The sequence below is a fragment of the Marihabitans asiaticum genome (assembly GCF_007828725.1).
GTDB classification, from domain to species: Bacteria; Actinomycetota; Actinomycetes; order Actinomycetales; family Dermatophilaceae; genus Marihabitans; species Marihabitans asiaticum.
In genome coordinates this window covers 1-15,963 of the sequence record NZ_VIUW01000001.1, presented here as the reverse complement: position 1 = coordinate 15,963, position 15,963 = coordinate 1, and the positions used below count along the sequence as shown (strand labels likewise).

General features: G+C 71.1%; 17 protein-coding genes and 2 pseudogenes. 9 read left to right on the top strand and 10 right to left on the bottom strand.

Annotation, left to right across the window (positions count from 1 at the left end):
- Nucleotides 1-110: 110 nt before the first annotated feature.
- The gene (locus FB557_RS00105) at nt 111-344 is read left to right on the top strand and encodes a YdeI/OmpD-associated family protein (protein WP_144854517.1); all 234 of its coding nucleotides are present in this window, start codon (nt 111-113) and stop codon (nt 342-344) included.
- Between the two features lie 378 nt (nt 345-722).
- Here FB557_RS00105 and FB557_RS00095 read toward each other — a convergent pair whose 3' ends face one another.
- Together FB557_RS00095 and FB557_RS14775 are read right to left on the bottom strand one after the other, a co-directional pair.
- Nucleotides 723-1,367 (bottom strand): class I SAM-dependent methyltransferase, encoded by a 645-nt coding sequence (locus FB557_RS00095; protein WP_144854519.1) that lies wholly within the window; start codon nt 1,365-1,367, stop codon nt 723-725.
- Entirely contained in the window at nt 1,348-3,051 is a 1,704-nt protein-coding gene (locus FB557_RS14775; protein WP_211356444.1) for an NAD(P)H-binding protein, read from the bottom strand. Before FB557_RS14775 ends, FB557_RS00095 begins: the two co-directional genes overlap by 20 nt.
- Nucleotides 3,052-3,177: 126 nt before the next feature.
- Here FB557_RS14775 and FB557_RS00080 point away from each other — a divergent pair, with 126 nt between their 5' ends.
- Nucleotides 3,178-3,951 (top strand): siderophore-interacting protein, encoded by a 774-nt coding sequence (locus tag FB557_RS00080; RefSeq protein ID WP_144854526.1) that lies wholly within the window; start codon nt 3,178-3,180, stop codon nt 3,949-3,951.
- A 312-nt stretch (nt 3,952-4,263) separates the two neighbouring features.
- Here the strand turns inward: FB557_RS00080 and FB557_RS00070 are convergent, their stop codons facing one another.
- Nucleotides 4,264-5,037 carry a siderophore-interacting protein gene (locus FB557_RS00070; protein WP_144854526.1) on the bottom strand — a complete coding sequence of 258 codons (774 nt, stop codon included), beginning with the start codon at nt 5,035-5,037 and terminating at the stop codon, nt 4,264-4,266.
- Nucleotides 5,038-5,163: 126 nt separating this feature from the next.
- Here FB557_RS00070 and FB557_RS00065 point away from each other — a divergent pair, with 126 nt between their 5' ends.
- Genes FB557_RS00065 through FB557_RS00055 form a run of 3 tightly spaced genes read left to right on the top strand, consistent with a single transcriptional unit; the run spans nt 5,164 to nt 7,491 of the window.
- On the top strand, nt 5,164-6,069 hold the full coding sequence (locus tag FB557_RS00065) for an NAD(P)H-binding protein (protein WP_144854523.1): 906 nt from the start codon (nt 5,164-5,166) through the stop codon (nt 6,067-6,069).
- A complete protein-coding gene (locus tag FB557_RS00060) occupies nt 6,066-6,866 on the top strand; it encodes a TspO/MBR family protein (RefSeq protein WP_144854521.1) in 801 nt (266 codons plus the stop codon). Before FB557_RS00065 ends, FB557_RS00060 begins: the two co-directional genes overlap by 4 nt.
- A complete protein-coding gene (locus FB557_RS00055) occupies nt 6,847-7,491 on the top strand; it encodes a class I SAM-dependent methyltransferase (protein ID WP_144854519.1) in 645 nt (214 codons plus the stop codon). Before FB557_RS00060 ends, FB557_RS00055 begins: the two co-directional genes overlap by 20 nt.
- A 378-nt stretch (nt 7,492-7,869) precedes the next feature.
- Here FB557_RS00055 and FB557_RS00045 read toward each other — a convergent pair whose 3' ends face one another.
- Entirely contained in the window at nt 7,870-8,103 is a 234-nt protein-coding gene (locus FB557_RS00045) for a YdeI/OmpD-associated family protein (protein ID WP_144854517.1), read from the bottom strand.
- Nucleotides 8,104-8,243: 140 nt separating this feature from the next.
- Between FB557_RS00045 and FB557_RS00040 the strand changes: the two genes are divergently transcribed.
- Entirely contained in the window at nt 8,244-8,735 is a 492-nt protein-coding gene (locus FB557_RS00040) for a hypothetical protein (protein ID WP_144854515.1), read from the top strand.
- Here FB557_RS00040 and FB557_RS00035 read toward each other — a convergent pair.
- From FB557_RS00035 to FB557_RS00015, 5 genes and pseudogenes are all read right to left on the bottom strand, one after another.
- On the bottom strand, nt 8,699-9,088 hold the full coding sequence (locus FB557_RS00035; RefSeq protein ID WP_144854513.1) for a VOC family protein: 390 nt from the start codon (nt 9,086-9,088) through the stop codon (nt 8,699-8,701). The two genes, FB557_RS00040 and FB557_RS00035, sit on opposite strands and share 37 nt — an antisense overlap.
- Nucleotides 9,085-9,891: a MerR family transcriptional regulator gene (locus tag FB557_RS00030; protein ID WP_144854511.1), complete on the bottom strand. Its 807-nt coding sequence runs from the start codon at nt 9,889-9,891 to the stop codon at nt 9,085-9,087. Before FB557_RS00030 ends, FB557_RS00035 begins: the two co-directional genes overlap by 4 nt.
- A 67-nt stretch (nt 9,892-9,958) precedes the next feature.
- A pseudogene (dnaB, locus tag FB557_RS00025) lies at nt 9,959-12,561 on the bottom strand (replicative DNA helicase).
- Nucleotides 12,562-12,861: 300 nt separating this feature from the next.
- Nucleotides 12,862-13,140 (bottom strand): DUF2277 domain-containing protein, encoded by a 279-nt coding sequence (locus FB557_RS00020; RefSeq protein WP_144854509.1) that lies wholly within the window; start codon nt 13,138-13,140, stop codon nt 12,862-12,864.
- A 162-nt stretch (nt 13,141-13,302) separates the two neighbouring features.
- Complete coding sequence (locus FB557_RS00015; protein ID WP_144854507.1) at nt 13,303-13,638, bottom strand: YtxH domain-containing protein; 336 nt, start codon at nt 13,636-13,638, stop codon at nt 13,303-13,305.
- A gap of 113 nt (nt 13,639-13,751) precedes the next feature.
- Between FB557_RS00015 and FB557_RS14905 the strand changes: the two are divergent.
- The 3 genes and pseudogenes from FB557_RS14905 to FB557_RS14765 form a co-directional block, all read left to right on the top strand.
- Nucleotides 13,752-13,817: pseudogene (locus FB557_RS14905) on the top strand (DUF7800 domain-containing protein); the annotation flags it as partial.
- A gap of 97 nt (nt 13,818-13,914) precedes the next feature.
- Entirely contained in the window at nt 13,915-14,409 is a 495-nt protein-coding gene (locus tag FB557_RS14770; protein WP_342778881.1) for a hypothetical protein, read from the top strand.
- Nucleotides 14,406-15,476, top strand: a complete 1,071-nt coding sequence (locus FB557_RS14765; protein ID WP_342778880.1) for a metallophosphoesterase family protein — start codon at nt 14,406-14,408, stop codon at nt 15,474-15,476. The genes FB557_RS14770 and FB557_RS14765 overlap by 4 nt, the downstream gene beginning before the upstream one ends.
- Nucleotides 15,477-15,480: 4 nt before the next feature.
- Here FB557_RS14765 and FB557_RS00005 read toward each other — a convergent pair.
- Nucleotides 15,481-15,963 (bottom strand): dehydroquinate synthase/iron-containing alcohol dehydrogenase family protein (locus tag FB557_RS00005; RefSeq protein WP_144854505.1); only part of this gene is annotated, 483 nt, incomplete at its 5' end.

Here is a 15,963-nt window from a genome sequence, read left to right as displayed (position 1 = left end):
CGGGATCCCCGCGATCTCGAACAGCCCGAGCGCCCGACGCCTTCCGGTTCACCGAGGTCGGCCAGGTCAGCCAACACGAGGACACGATCCGCGCCTACCTGCGCGAGGCCATGGGGTACGCCGAGCAGGGCGTGCGGCCACCCAAGGTCGAGCTTGAGGTGGAGATGCCCGAGGCGCTGGCCGCCGACCCCGAGATGGCGCAGGCCTTCGACGCGCTCACCCCCGGCCGGCAGAAGAGCTGGGCGCTTCGCGTCGGCTCCGCGAAGAAGACCGAGACCCGCGCCAGCCGCTCGACCAAGGCGCGGGAGAAGATCCTCGCCGGCAAGGGCGCCCTTGAGCGCTGAGTCCACCGCCGATGGACCGTTGGTCTGAGGCTCCCCGGGGAGCTGCGAAAGGGGGTGGCGGTCGGCTCGGCTGTTGCCCCAGATACTGGGGCAACGGTGGAGGCTGATGAGATGGCACCGCGCGCGCCGCACGGCGACCTTCGCCCCCACCCGCGGGGGCGAAGCACCGCCGGCCGAGGCGGGGCCTATCCGGCCACGTCGAAACGGTGCGGGATCACCCCTTCGCCCCCGCGGTAGGGGACAAAACCCATCGCCCGGTGGTACGCGAGCCCGGCCTCGTTGTCCGCGCCGATCGTCGCGTCAATGTGTGGCAGCCCCGCCGCTCGGGCACCGCGGCCGTGGCCTCGGAATCGTCGTCCCGAGCGTGTCGCAGCGTGATCACGGCCGCCGCCCGGTGGCGAGGAACATCGGGAAGTCGCGCTCGCCGCCGTCGACCTCCTTGGTGATCGCACCGGCGTCGCGTACCTCGACCTCGACCAGCCCCGCGCTCTGCAGCCATGACCTCGCGCTCTGCCGAGTGAAGCCGTCGTGCCCGTCGAAGTCCTCGACCCCGGCGTGGAAGGCGCCCTCCGCGTCATGGTCGAGATCGACCAGCGCGAGGTGACCACCGGGACGCAGCAGCTGGGCGCACCGACCGATCACCGCGGCGACGTCACCCATGTGATGCAGCGTGAGCACCCCGACGACGACGTCGAACCGCTCGTCGAGCAGCTCGTCCCGCTCGATGTCGTACCGCCGCGCCTCCCACCCCTCGAAGCGAGGATCGGCCAACCGCTCCCTGGCCACCTCGACCATCCCTGGCGCGACATCGGTGACGACCGCTCGGCCAATGACATCGGCCAGCTCGCGGCTCAGCGACCCGGTGCCACCGCCGATCTCGAGCAGCTCCAGGTCGGGACGAAGGGGGAGAGTCGCCCGCAGCAGCGCGGCGACTGCCAGGGTCCGCTCGGCGTGCCCGGGCTTGTCGTCCCACCCGGCGGCCTCGTCGCTGAACCGGTCGGCGTCAGGCTGGTGCTGTGTCATCGGCCCATCCTCGCCTACGTGCCACGAGGGCAGCGGCGACGACGACCACAGCCGCCACCCCGGCCGCGATCGCGGTGGCCAGCGACTCCGGCTCGTCCGTGAGGCGCCCGACGACGATCCACGCCAGACCCCAGGCCATCGCCCCGGCGACCGCGAGTCGCCCGCCCAGCCGGCGGGCGAGGACGACCCCGAGCACGGCGACCACGACGAGCACCCCGACGGCAGCGGCGTCGGCGACGGCGGCACCAGGCTCGACCCCCGACGAGACGAGCGCAGCTGTGATGTTGGCGCAGGTCGCAACCGCGACCCAGCCCAGGTAGAGCCCGAGCGTCCCGTCAAGGACGACCCGGTCGACCGGCCCCTCGGCCGCGACCTCGGTCAGTCGCCGCACGACCACCCCGAGCACCAGCGCGAGCGTGACGATGACGCCGACGCTTACCCAGATCCAGCCAGCCTGCGTCACGAGCAGCCAGGCCGCGTTGAGCACCATCGACGCGGCCACCCACCAGCCGGTGGCTCGATGCCGCGCACGCGTGGCCTGGCTCGGCAACCACTGGTAGATGGTCAGCGCGAACAACCCGAGGTAGATCACCGACCAGATCGAGAAGGCCGGCCCGGCCGGCGCGATCCGGGTCGCGTCGGCCGCGAGCGCACCGCCGGAGGACTCGGCCACCCGGGTGCCGATCACCCCCGTCCCGACGAGGGTGCCGACGATGCAGAAGACCTCAGCCAGGGTGACCGCGACCCGGCGCAACCGGTCACCACCCATGCCGGCACTCACCCCTTCGCGTCGTCGTAGGCGGCTCGGTCCGCGAGCGCCCGCTCCACGGCCTCGCGGTAGGTCATCGGCTCGAAGGGGACGACCTCGCGGATCGTGTGGTCGGTGACGAGGACCTCGACGTCCATCGAGTCGATGAGGTTGCGCCCTGTGGTGACGTCGACATCGGTGACCAGCGCGAGCCAGCGCGCCGAGAGCTGCGGGGTGAGCACCGGCACCTCCACGATCGGCGGCACCCGGCGGTCCCCCGCTCTCGGCGGCCTGCTGGAGCATCTCGACGTAGGTCAGCTGGTCCGGCCCGCCGATCTCGAAGACCTGCCCGATCGCCGCCTCGACCCCGGCGACCCCGACGAGGTAGCGCACGACGTCATCGAGGGCGATCGGCTGGGTCCGCGTCTGCGCCCACTTCGGGACGACCATCGCGGGCAGGTGCTTGACCAGCTGGCGGGTGATCTCCCAGGAGATCCCGCCGTGCCCGACGATCACCGCCGCTCTCAGCACGGTGACGGGCACACCCCCTTCGCCCAGATGTCCCTCGACCGCCCGGCGCGAGCGCAGGTGCACCGACAGCTCGTCGGTCTCCGAGCCCAGCCCACCGAGGAAGACGATCTGATCGACCCCGGCGTCGGCGGCCGCCTGCCCGAAGGCGCGGGCCGAGCGCGCCTCGGCCTCCTCGAAGTCCTCCTGGTCGAGGGAGTGCACGAGGTAGTACGCGATGTCGACCCCCTCCATCGCCGGGCCGAGGGTCTCCGGCCGCTCGACGTCCCCCTCGACCGCCTCGCCGGGACCGGAATACTTCTGCGGGCTGCGGGTCATCGCCCGCACCTCGTGGCCGGCGTCGAGCAGGGCGGGGACGAGACGCTGACCGACGAAGCCGGTGGCGCCCGCGACGAGGACGGTGCTCATGGAGCCAACCTACGCACGATCAACGGCCCCGGGAGCGCTGAGCCCCATCGCCGTTCGCTGGGCTACGGGGGCGAGGCGTCAGGGGGCCGGTGGCATCCCGACCGCAGATTAGGTATACCTAATCTCATGCCTGAGCGTCCTCGCCCCCCTCTGCGTACCGCCACTGTCGACCGCACCGAACGCATCGGTCGCGACCTCGTCCGGGTCGTGCTCACCGGCGAGGCTCTCGCCGACCTGCCCGAACTGGCCTTCACCGACCACTACGTCAAGCTCCTCTTCGGCGAGGTGACCCGCACCTACACCATCCGCAGCTTCGACCGCGTGACCCAGGAGATGGCGATCGACTTTGTCGTGCACGGCGACGCCGGCCTGGCGGGTCCGTGGGCGGCGCGAGCACAGCCGGGGGAGGAGATCAGCTTCCGCGGGCCCGGCGGCGCCTGGGCGCCGGACCCGAGCGCCGACGTGCACCTGCTCGCCGGTGACGAGAGCGCCGTCCCGGCGATCGCCGCGGCGATGGAGCAGCTGCCCGTCGGCGCGCGGGCCGAGGTCGTGATCGAGGTCGCCGACGCGGGGGGCGAGCTCGACCTGCCCGGCTGCCCGGGCGCTCGCATCACCTGGGTGCGCCGCGACGAGACCGGTCTGGGCTACGGGCATGCGCTCGCGGCGGCGGTCCGCGACCTGGAGTGGCCGAGGGGCCGGGTCGCGGCCTTCGCGCACGGCAACGCCGACATGGTCAAGGATCTGCGCCGCTACCTCTTCGTCGAGCGCGGCCTGCCCCGTGACCAGGTGTCGATCTCGGGGTACTGGCGCACCGGCCAGGACGAGGGCGCGTGGCAGGCCGGCAAGCGCGACTTCGTTGCCGCGATGGACGCCGAGGAGGCCGCGCTGGCGAAGGGGTGAGCCTAGGGGCAGCAGCGCCGACGGGTGAGCGCGGTGCTCAGGAGCCGGCGAGCTTATCCAGCCGGGTCTGCATCGCCTCGCGGCGGTGGCGTTGCCGTGCAGGTCGACGTAGCGCTGCCCGTAGTGCTCGAGCAGGTCGTCGTCGAGCCGGCGCGGTGCGCCGGCTCGACGACGACCTGCTCGAGCACTACGGGCAGCGCTACGTCGACCTGCACGGCAACGCCCACCGCCGCGAGGCGATGCAGACCCGGCTGGATAAGCTCGCCGGCTCCTGAGCACCGCGCTCACCCGTCGGCGCTGCTGCCCCTAGGCTCACCCCTTCGCCAGCGCGGCCTCCTCGGCGTCCATCGCGGCAACGAAGTCGCGCTTGCCGGCCTGCCACGCGCCCTCGTCCTGGCCGGTGCGCCAGTACCCCGAGATCGACACCTGGTCACGGGGCAGGCCGCGCTCGACGAAGAGGTAGCGGCGCAGATCCTTGACCATGTCGGCGTTGCCGTGCGCGAAGGCCGCGACCCGGCCCCTCGGCCACTCCAGGTCGCGGACCGCCGCCGCGAGCGCATGCCCGTAGCCCAGACCGGTCTCGTCGCGGCGCACCCAGGTGATGCGAGCGCCCGGGCAGCCGGGCAGGTCGAGCTCGCCCCCCGCGTCGGCGACCTCGATCACGACCTCGGCCCGCGCGCCGACGGGCAGCTGCTCCATCGCCGCGGCGATCGCCGGGACGGCGCTCTCGTCACCGGCGAGCAGGTGCACGTCGGCGCTCGGGTCCGGCGCCCAGGCGCCGCCGGGCCCGCGGAAGCTGATCTCCTCCCCCGGCTGTGCTCGCGCCGCCCACGGACCCGCCAGGCCGGCGTCGCCGTGCACGACAAAGTCGATCGCCATCTCCTGGGTCACGCGGTCGAAGCTGCGGATGGTGTAGGTGCGGGTCACCTCGCCGAAGAGGAGCTTGACGTAGTGGTCGGTGAAGGCCAGTTCGGGCAGGTCGGCGAGAGCCTCGCCGGTGAGCACGACCCGGACGAGGTCGCGACCGATGCGTTCGGTGCGGTCGACAGTGGCGGTACGCAGAGGGGGGCGAGGACGCTCAGGCATGAGATTAGGTATACCTAATCTGCGGTCGGGATGCCACCGGCCCCCTGACGCCTCGCCCCCGTAGCCCAGCGAACGGCGATGGGGCTCAGCGCTCCCGGGGCCGTTGATCGTGCGTAGGTTGGCTCCATGAGCACCGTCCTCGTCGCGGGCGCCACCGGCTTCGTCGGTCAGCGTCTCGTCCCCGCCCTGCTCGACGCCGGCCACGAGGTGCGGGCGATGACCCGCAGCCCGCAGAAGTATTCCGGTCCCGGCGAGGCGGTCGAGGGGGACGTCGAGCGGCCGGAGACCCTCGGCCCGGCGATGGAGGGGGTCGACATCGCGTACTACCTCGTGCACTCCCTCGACCAGGAGGACTTCGAGGAGGCCGAGGCGCGCTCGGCCCGCGCCTTCGGGCAGGCGGCCGCCGACGCCGGGGTCGATCAGATCGTCTTCCTCGGTGGGCTGGGCTCGGAGACCGACGAGCTGTCGGTGCACCTGCGCTCGCGCCGGGCGGTCGAGGGACATCTGGGCGAAGGGGGTGTGCCCGTCACCGTGCTGAGAGCGGCGGTGATCGTCGGGCACGGCGGGATCTCCTGGGAGATCACCCGCCAGCTGGTCAAGCACCTGCCCGCGATGGTCGTCCCGAAGTGGGCGCAGACGCGGACCCAGCCGATCGCCCTCGATGACGTCGTGCGCTACCTCGTCGGGGTCGCCGGGGTCGAGGCGGCGATCGGGCAGGTCTTCGAGATCGGCGGGCCGGACCAGCTGACCTACGTCGAGATGCTCCAGCAGGCCGCCGAGAGCGGGGACCGCCGGGTGCCGCCGATCGTGGAGGTGCCGGTGCTCACCCCGCAGCTCTCGGCGCGCTGGCTCGCGCTGGTCACCGATGTCGACGTCACCACAGGGCGCAACCTCATCGACTCGATGGACGTCGAGGTCCTCGTCACCGACCACACGATCCGCGAGGTCGTCCCCTTCGAGCCGATGACCTACCGCGAGGCCGTGGAGCGGGCGCTCGCGGACCGAGCCGCCTACGACGACGCGAAGGGGTGAGTGCCGGCATGGGTGGTGACCGGTTGCGCCGGGTCGCGGTCACCCTGGCTGAGGTCTTCTGCATCGTCGGCACCCTCGTCGGGACGGGGGTGATCGGCACCCGGGTGGCCGAGTCCTCCGGCGGTGCGCTCGCGGCCGACGCGACCCGGATCGCGCCGGCCGGGCCGGCCTTCTCGATCTGGTCGGTGATCTACCTCGGGTTGTTCGCGCTGACCATCTACCAGTGGTTGCCGAGCCAGGCCACGCGTGCGCGGCATCGAGCCACCGGCTGGTGGGTGGCCGCGTCGATGGTGCTCAACGCGGCCTGGCTGCTCGTGACGCAGGCTGGCTGGATCTGGGTAAGCGTCGGCGTCATCGTCACGCTCGCGCTGGTGCTCGGGGTGGTCGTGCGGCGACTGACCGAGGTCGCGGCCGAGGGGCCGGTCGACCGGGTCGTCCTTGACGGGACGCTCGGGCTCTACCTGGGCTGGGTCGCGGTTGCGACCTGCGCCAACATCACAGCTGCGCTCGTCTCGTCGGGGGTCGAGCCTGGTGCCGCCGTCGCCGACGCCGCTGCCGTCGGGGTGCTCGTCGTGGTCGCCGTGCTCGGGGTCGTCCTCGCCCGCCGGCTGGGCGGGCGACTCGCGGTCGCCGGGGCGATGGCCTGGGGTCTGGCGTGGATCGTCGTCGGGCGCCTCACGGACGAGCCGGAGTCGCTGGCCACCGCGATCGCGGCCGGGGTGGCGGCTGTGGTCGTCGTCGCCGCTGCCCTCGTGGCACGTAGGCGAGGATGGGCCGATGACACAGCACCAGCCTGACGCCGACCGGTTCAGCGACGAGGCCGCCGGGTGGGACGACAAGCCCGGGCACGCCGAGCGGACCCTGGCAGTCGCCGCGCTGCTGCGGGCGACTCTCCCCCTTCGTCCCGACCTGGAGCTGCTCGAGATCGGCGGTGGCACCGGGTCGCTGAGCCGCGAGCTGGCCGATGTCATTGGCCGAGCGGTCGTCACCGATGTCGCGCCAGGGATGGTCGAGGTGGCCAGGGAGCGGTTGGCCGATCCTCGCTTCGAGGGGTGGGAGGCGCGGCGGTACGACATCGAGCGGGACGAGCTGCTCGACGAGCGGTTCGACGTCGTCGTCGGGGTGCTCACGCTGCATCACATGGGTGACGTCGCCGCGGTGATCGGTCGGTGCGCCCAGCTGCTGCGTCCCGGTGGTCACCTCGCGCTGGTCGATCTCGACCATGACGCGGAGGGCGCCTTCCACGCCGGGGTCGAGGACTTCGACGGGCACGACGGCTTCACTCGGCAGAGCGCGAGGTCATGGCTGCAGAGCGCGGGGCTGGTCGAGGTCGAGGTACGCGACGCCGGTGCGATCACCAAGGAGGTCGACGGCGGCGAGCGCGACTTCCCGATGTTCCTCGCCACCGGGCGGCGGCCGTGATCACGCTGCGACACGCTCGGGACGACGATTCCGAGGCCACGGCCGCGGTGCCCGAGCGGCGGGGCTGCCACACATTGACGCGACGATCGGCGCGGACAACGAGGCCGGGCTCGCGTACCACCGGGCGATGGGTTTTGTCCCCTACCGCGGGGGCGAAGGGGTGATCCCGCACCGTTTCGACGTGGCCGGATAGGCCCCGCCTCGGCCGGCGGTGCTTCGCCCCCGCGGGTGGGGGCGAAGGTCGCCGTGCGGCGCGCGCGGTGCCATCTCATCAGCCTCCACCGTTGCCCCAGTATCTGGGGCAACAGCCGAGCCGACCGCCACCCCCTTTCGCAGCTCCCCGGGGAGCCTCAGACCAACGGTCCATCGGCGGTGGACTCAGCGCTCAAGGGCGCCCTTGCCGGCGAGGATCTTCTCCCGCGCCTTGGTCGAGCGGCTGGCGCGGGTCTCGGTCTTCTTCGCGGAGCCGACGCGAAGCGCCCAGCTCTTCTGCCGGCCGGGGGTGAGCGCGTCGAAGGCCTGCGCCATCTCGGGGTCGGCGGCCAGCGCCTCGGGCATCTCCACCTCAAGCTCGACCTTGGGTGGCCGCACGCCCTGCTCGGCGTACCCCATGGCCTCGCGCAGGTAGGCGCGGATCGTGTCCTCGTGTTGGCTGACCTGGCCGACCTCGGTGAACCGGAAGGCGTCGGGCGCTCGGGCTGTTCGAGATCGCGGGGATCCCGTTCAGCATCCTGCTACCCGTCATCGGCATCATGGCCGCCACGGCGGAGTGGAGCCAGCGCGCCGGCCTGGTCACCTTCACGGTCGAACCGCGCCGCTGGCGCGTTATCTCCGCCCGCATCGTGGCGGTCACCGTCCTCAGCGCGCTCGTCGTCGTCGCCACCCTCATCGGCTCGTATGCGGTGGCCGCAGCCGCGGACCTGGCCGGGACCGACGTCGGCTACTCGTTCGAGGCCACGGCCATCGCCGGGTCGCTCGCCATGCTGCTGCTCTACGTGCTCCAAGGCGTTGCCTTCGGGTTCCTCCTCCTCAACACCCCGGCAGCGATCGTGATCATCCTCTCGCTCCCGATGGCCTGGCAGGTCGTCTTCGGGCTCAGAGAGCGGGCAGCCACCCTCGCGTCCTGGCTCGAAGCTCGTCGGTGGAACCGTGCAGGCGCGGGCACGCAGACCGAACTCGGTGCCCAGACCCTTGCTGCGAACCTGAGTCAGCTCTCGGCAGGCTGGTTCAGGAACCAGCGGTGACCGAACGGATCCACGAAGACCGCCACCCGCCCGGAGGGCGGGCTGTCCTCGGGGCCCCTGGCCATTGGCGTTCCTTGGCGGACGATGCGGGCGGCGGCCGCGTCGACGTCGGCGACCGTGAGGTGCAGTGACACCGCCGCCCCGCGGGCGGGGTCGGGGGCCGCTATCCCGGCGGAGTCGAACTGGTCGGACATCATCCACTGGGCCTCGCCAATCGCTAGTTCGCAGTGGCCGACCCGACCGTCGTCCATGACGATCGGGTCGTAGGTCACTTCGGCGCCCAGCGCGGCGACGTACCACTCGATGGCGGCTCGGGCGTCGGCGACGCACAGATAGGGAGTCAGCTGGGTCATCGGGTTTCCTGTTCTTCGAGATCGGGGAGGGGTGTCTGGAACGACCAGAGGTGGCCCTCCGGGTCGCGCACGCTGTACTCGCGCACGCCGTAGGGCATGTCGGCCGGCTGGTGGTCGATCGCGGCGCCGGTTGCGGCCACGCGGGCGTGGTGGGCGTCGACGTCGTCGACGAGGATGGCGAGCGAGGCAGTGACCGTGCCGGTGGTGAGCGGCGAGACCATCCGGTGCTCGGGGGCCTCCCGGTGCAGCCAGACCACGCCGTCGCCAGCATGGACCTCGCCGTGCACCGCCCGATCGCCGTCGAAGCTGATCGGTCCAGGAGCCAGACCCAGTACATCGACGAGATAGGCGTGCCCGGCCGCGATGTCGCGGTACACCAGCAACGTGATCCGCCGCGTCAACGCGGGCTCATCAGCCGGTAGTCCTGAGAGCAGTTCAAGCAGGGCCTCGGCAGTGGGCTGGTCGCCCTCGAGGAGACGGGCCTCGACGCCCCGAACTCGTTCCCGCGCCCGAGCGAGGTCGGCCAGCTTCGAATCGAGGTCCACGAGGTGGCGCCGAGTGAGGCCGGGCAGCTCGTCCGTATCGAGGTTGAGGTCGGCCACGGACGTACCAAGTTCGCGGAGCAGCCGGATCCGGTAGAGCTGATCGATGGTGCCGCCGTCGTACCGGCGCCGGCCACCGACATCGCGGGCCGGAAGCAGCAGGCCCATCTCCTCGTAGTACCGCAGAGTGCGTTCAGTGACGCCTGTACGTCGGGCAACGTCGCCGATGCCCCACTGGCCGCCGGGGCTGGTGCTGGTCATGCCGCCACGCTAAGACCTCACGTCGCGTCAGGAGCAAGGGCGGCGCCTCGACAGGCGGCGAAACCCATCAGAAGTCGCCGCCCTCGCGCTGGAAGTTGGTGAACCGGGCGTAGTGGCCCTGGAAGCCAAGGGTGATGTCTGCGGTGGGTCCGTTGCGGTGCTTGGCGACGATGACATCGGCCTCGCCCTCGCGCCCTGCCTCGGGGTCGCGATCCCGGTGCAGCAGGATGACGACGTCGGCGTCCTGCTCGATCGAGCCACTTTCGCGAAGGTCGCTCATCGCCGGACGCTTGTCCGTTCGCTGCTCGGGGCCACGGTTGAGCTGGCTGATCGCGATGACCGGTACCTCGAGCTCCTTAGCGAGCAGCTTCAGCGCCCGGGAGAACTCGGCGACCTCCTGCTGACGCGACTCGACCTTCTTGCCGCTCGTCATGAGCTGCAGGTAGTCGATGACGATGAGCTTGAGGTTGTGCTGCTGCTTCAGCCGGCGCGCCTTGGCTCGAATCTCCATGAGCGCAAGGTTGGGACTGTCGTCGATGAAGAGCGGGCTCGCGCTGATCCGTCCCATGACCCGCGAGAGCTTGCCCACTCGGGGTCGCTCATCCGCCCCCGCCGCAGGCTCTGCAGCGAGATGGAGGCCTCCGCCGCGAGAACCCGCATCGTGATCTCGGTGCGGCTCATCTCCAACGAGAAGACGGCCGTCGCCATCTTGTGCTGGATCGCTGCCGCGCGGGCCACGTCGATTCCCAGCGTCGAGTTGTGCGTCGGCACCATCGCCCGCCCAGCGAGTAGAGGTGGTCGTCGTTGTCCACCTCGACGCAGCGGACCGGCACCGATGGCACGGCCCGGACGTCGGTGATGAACCGTGAGTCCCGGCGCTGGAAAGTCCGCCCCCGACGCTCGCGATGCAACGTCGCCTTGCGCTCCAAGGCGAAGGCCTCTTCATCGGCGCTGAAGGTCAGGGTGTATGCGGTCGAGGACTGCACCGAGCGGCCGTGTACGGCCTTTTCGCTCACGCCGCACCGATAGCCCAGTCCCGCGACCAGGTCGTAGGCGTCATCGCGGAGTCGGCGAGACGTCGTCGTGAGCTGGACGCACCCCGCCTTCGTCACCGTCCCGTCGGTATCGAGCAGTCCCGCCAGCACCTCCCTGCGCTGAGCCTCGCTGGCTCGCAGGTACACCATCGGGATGTGCTTGTTGCCGAGCACTCCGACCGTGCGTAGCAGCCCCTGGACCGTGCCGTGCTCGGCATGACATGCCTGGCAGCGTCGCTGTCCAGATGACGGCTGACCGCAGTCCGGGCAGCGAGGTGCCGGCATCCGATCAGTCCCACGTGAACGGCCCCCGCACGACCGGCCGCAGGTCTTGACCTGCGAGGTTCTCGGCACGAAGTGCTCACCGCACACCACGCAGGTACGGGTGGCGGCCTCCGTCACGGGAAGCCGAAGCGAGTACCGCATCGGAGCGGCCGTCTTGGTGACCACAAGCCCTTCGCTCTCGAGTCGCTGGACGATCCCGTCATCGGTTGTCGTGATAGCTGCACAGTCGGTCGACCCATCACCGAGCCCACGCCCCAAGCACATAAGGAGACAAGGGCAGGTCTGCCTCAGGCAGGTCGAGAGGCCGGGCCAGCTTCACCGAGTGGTTCAGCCGGCGCTCCGCGGTCTGCGTACGCAGCGTCGCCGCGATCTCCGACGTCGTCCGTACCTCAGCGAAGGTCTGCTGGTTCTGGCATCGGTTGCGCTTGTCCCGCGCGGACTGGAAGGACCTGCGCGACGCTCGGGTGTCGGTGAGCCACTGATGCTGCTCATCTGCCACGATGACCGTCCCGTCGGAGAACTCCACCTCGTAGCAGGGTCTGCCGTTCATCACCTCGGTAGCGGCGACCACCCTCGTCGGACGTCCCGTGGCATCGAGCAACTGGTCGCCCACGGCGACCTCGCCCATCGTTGTCCAGCCCGTCGGGGTGGGCAACGGGGTCTCCAGCGCGAGCGCCTTGCCGACTGCAGGCCTGGCCGCCACGACGATCATCTGACCGGGGTGCAGCCCGTGGGTCAGCTCGTCGAGCTCGGTGAAGCCGGTCGGCACCCCGGTCAGCTCGTCGCTGCGCCCCGAGGCCACCTCGATCTCGGCCATCGTCTCGTTGAGCGTGTCCCACAACGCGACGTAGTCCTCGCCGCCACGCTTCTCGGCAACGCCATACATCTCTGCTTGGGCGGCGTTGACGATCTCCTCGACGTCCCCGCCGCCGGTGCCGTAGCCCATCTGCACGATCCGGGTCCCAGCGTCGACCAGCCGGCGCAGGATCGCCCGCTCGGCGACGATCTGGGCGTAGAAGCCGGCGTTGGCAGCCGTCGGCACCGACTGGATGAGGTCGTGCAGGTAGGCCTGCCCACCCGCTCGCTGCAGCGTCCCCCGCTTGCTCAGCTCGTCGGCGACGGTGATCGCGTCGGCCGGCTCGCCCTTGCTGTACAGGTCAATGATCGCGTCGAAGATCAGCTCGTGCGCCGGCTTGTAGAAGTCGCCCCCACGCACCGTCTCGCCGACGTCGGCGATCGCGTCCTTGCTCAGCAGCATCCCGCCGAGCACGGACTGCTCCGCCCCGAGGTCCTGCGGCGGCACTCTGTCGCCGGGCCGGCCGCCCCCTTCGCCCTCGTCTGCGGGCGGCATCGAGCCGAACATCGACTCCAGATCACTCGTGGTCACAGCACCTCCCGCGCGCGGTCAGGCAACTGTGGCACCGAGCACCGACAACGACCTAACGGGCCTGTGGAGGAGGTGTGGACAATCTGTGGACGACACGCGATCGGCGTGTGCACAGCCCGTGGACAACCCTGTGGATGGTCCGGAGAGGCGCCGACGTGACTTCGCAGTAACCCTCATTTTCCGGGGCTGCGTCACCTCACATGCTGTGCATAGAAGATTCTTCGTCCCGCCCCGTTACCCACAGGGCTCAGGAGTCACAGGAGGTTACCCAGAAGTTGCATAGCGAGCGCGGGCACGCTCTCGTGCCTTCGCCGCCTCGACCTCCCGGTCCTTCGGCGGAGCGGCGGTCGTGAGCTGTCCGAGCAGCCGCTGGGTCGCCGCAGCAGCCACCTCGTCCACGGCCTCGGCGAACGCCTCCGCGTTGGCCTGCGACGGCTTGGTCGACCCGCTCACCTTGCGCACGTACTGCAGCGCGGCGGCGCGCACCTCCTCGGAGGTCGCGGGCGGCTCGAAGTTGTGGAGCTGTCGAATGTTGCGGCACATGCGACCAGTGTGCGCCTCGCCTCGGGCCCAGGTCGGTGGAGGTAGGACCGGTGTATCAGGCCGGGCGTTTCTACCTCGAATCGGCTGCGGGGGAGGGGACGGCGAAGGGGGAGGGCCGCCATCGGCGGGCCCTCCCCCTTCGCGTCGGTCGAGCCTTAAGGCTCAGGGCAGCTTGTCGCCGCCCGGGCCGAAGCCGCTGGTGTCGGCGTGCAGCTCGCCGTCGTCACCGCGGTGGATCGTGTCCGGCAGGTCCTCGCCGCGGCTCGCCTTGTCCTTGACGGTGCCGGCGGCGTCCTTGGCCGCGCCGGTCACCTTGTCGGCCACGGCCGGGCCCTGGGTCTGCGCGGTGTGCTTGGCCTGGCCCACGGCCTTCTGCGTCTTCGGGCTCGACCACAGCTGGTTGGCCTGGGTCTTGATCTGCTCGTAGCGCTCCTTGCCCGCGCGCGCACCGAGGACGTAGCCGGCAGCCATGCCGGCGAGGAAAGACATCTTGGCCATGACGGCCTCCTTCGAATCGGGTACGAGGCTTACGGTGCCACGTTCGGGCGCCCGGTGCGCTCTAGCGGGCCGGGCAAAACTGCACGTGAGCGGCCCGTGCGAGAGTGGGGCCCATGTCAGCGCTGATCCTCGGACCGCTCCTGCGCAGCGTGGAGGCCACGTCCGCCGCCGTGTGGGTCGAGACCAGCGGGTGCCGCCACCGTCACCGTCCAGGCCGGTCAGACCGAGGCGAGCGCCCCCACCTTCGCCGTCCACGGGCACCACTACGCCCTGGTCGTGATCGACGGGCTCACCCCCGGCCGAGCCCACCCCGTACGAGGTGCTCGTCGACGACGAGCTGGTCTGGCCCGAGCCCGACTCCCGTACCCAGCGCCGGTCCTCACGACGATCGACGAGCAGCGCCCCCTTCGCCTGGCCTTCGGCTCCTGCCGCACGAGCGTCCCGCACGACGCCGACGGCAACGCGACCCACGGTGTCGACGCCCTGCGCGCCTACGGCCTGCGCATGGCCGGCATCACCCACTCCGAGGAGGGACCCGACGGCGCAGACGAGTCCGACACCCGCTGGCCCGACATGGTCCTCTTCCTCGGCGACCAGGTCTACGCCGACGAGACCTCTCCGGCGATGCGGGAGTTCATCGCCTCGCGCCGCTCGCTGGACGAGGCGCCGTGGGAGGAGCTGAAGGACTATCGAGGAGTACGCCCACCTCTACGCCCCTCGCCTGGCGCGACCCGGCGACCCGCTGGCTGCTCTCGACGCTGCCGAGCGTGATGATCTTCGACGACCACGACGTGCGCGACGACTGGAACACCTCGCTGGCCTGGCGCCGGCAGATGGAGGCCACCTCGTGGTGGCACGAGCGGATCGTCGCCGGGCTCTCGTCGTACTGGGTCTACCAGCACCTGGGCAACCTCACCGCCGCCGAGCGCGCGGACGACGACATCTGGCAGATCATCACCGGCCACGACGGGCCGGGCGAGCTCGACCTCACCCAGACCCTCGACGACCTCGCGGAGCGGGTCGACGCCGAGCCGTCCGCCTACCGCTTCAGCTACTCCCGCGACTTCGGCGACCAGGTGCGGCTCGTCGTCGTCGACTCCCGCGCCGCCCGGGTGCTCGAGCCGGGACGCCGCTCCATCGTCGACGACCAGGAGATGGCCTGGCTCGACGGGCAGATGCGCGGCGATGTCGACCACCTGCTCATCGGCACCTCCCTGCCCTTCTTCCTCGCGCAGGGGCTGCACAACCTCGAGGCCTTCAACGAGGCGCTCGCCGCCGGCGCCTGGGGCGAGCGCGCGGCCCAGGTGGGCGAGAAGCTGCGCCAGGCGGTCGACATGGAGCACTGGGCGGCCTTCCAGGAGGGCTTCGCGCAGGTCTGCGACATGGTCATCGAGGTGGCGAGCGGCCGGCGCGGCGCCCCACCGGGCACCGTCACCTTCCTCTCCGGCGACGTGCACCACAGCTATGTCTCGGAGGCCTGGCACACCCGAGCCAACGAGCGAAGGGGGGTCGACCCCCTTCGCAGTCGGGTCATCCAGGCGGTCTGCTCACCGATCCGCAACCCCCTCCCCCGCTCGGTCCGGGTGGGAACCGCCTTCCTCTCCCGCAGCGTCGCCGCGCCGATCGGCCGGGCGGCGTCACTGGCGACCCGGGTCCCGAGGCCACCCCTTCGCTGGACCTACGTCGAGGGGCCGTGGTTCGACAACAACCTCGCGACGCTCGAGGTGCAGGGGCGCGGCCTGCGCATGTGGTGGGCCCGCGGGGTGGTCAGTGGTGACGAGCACGACCGCCCGGTGCTGCAGCAGGTCGCCGACATCACCATCGACCCGCCCCGCTAGAGCCTCACCACAGCGCCAGGCTGCGCTCGAAGATCCCGGCGAGGGCGTCCTCGGTGACCGGCTTCGGTGCGGTCGCGAGCAGCCGCTGCTGCTGGATCGCGCCAGTGACGAGGTCGGGGATGTCGCCGCTGCCGTAGCCGACCGCGCCGCACCCGTTCGGGATCCCGATGTCGCGCATGAGGTCGATGAGCACGGTCGGCAGCAGCTCCTCGTCGGCGACCGTGCCGTAGTCCTTCTCCGAGTCGCCGGCGAGCAGTCGGGCCGCCGCCAGGTGGCGCTGCGGTGCCGCGTCGAAGGTGAAGCGGAAGGCCTCGGGCGCGGTGAGCGAGACGGACATGCCGTGCGGCACCAGCGGCTCCTCCCCGGGGTAGTCGGCGGGGTGGAAGTCCTTGACCCGTCCGGCGATCGGGTAGGCGTTGGCGTGCGGGATGTGCACCCCGGCGTTGCCGAAGCCGGCCCCGGCGAAGGTCGCCGCGAGTGCCATGTC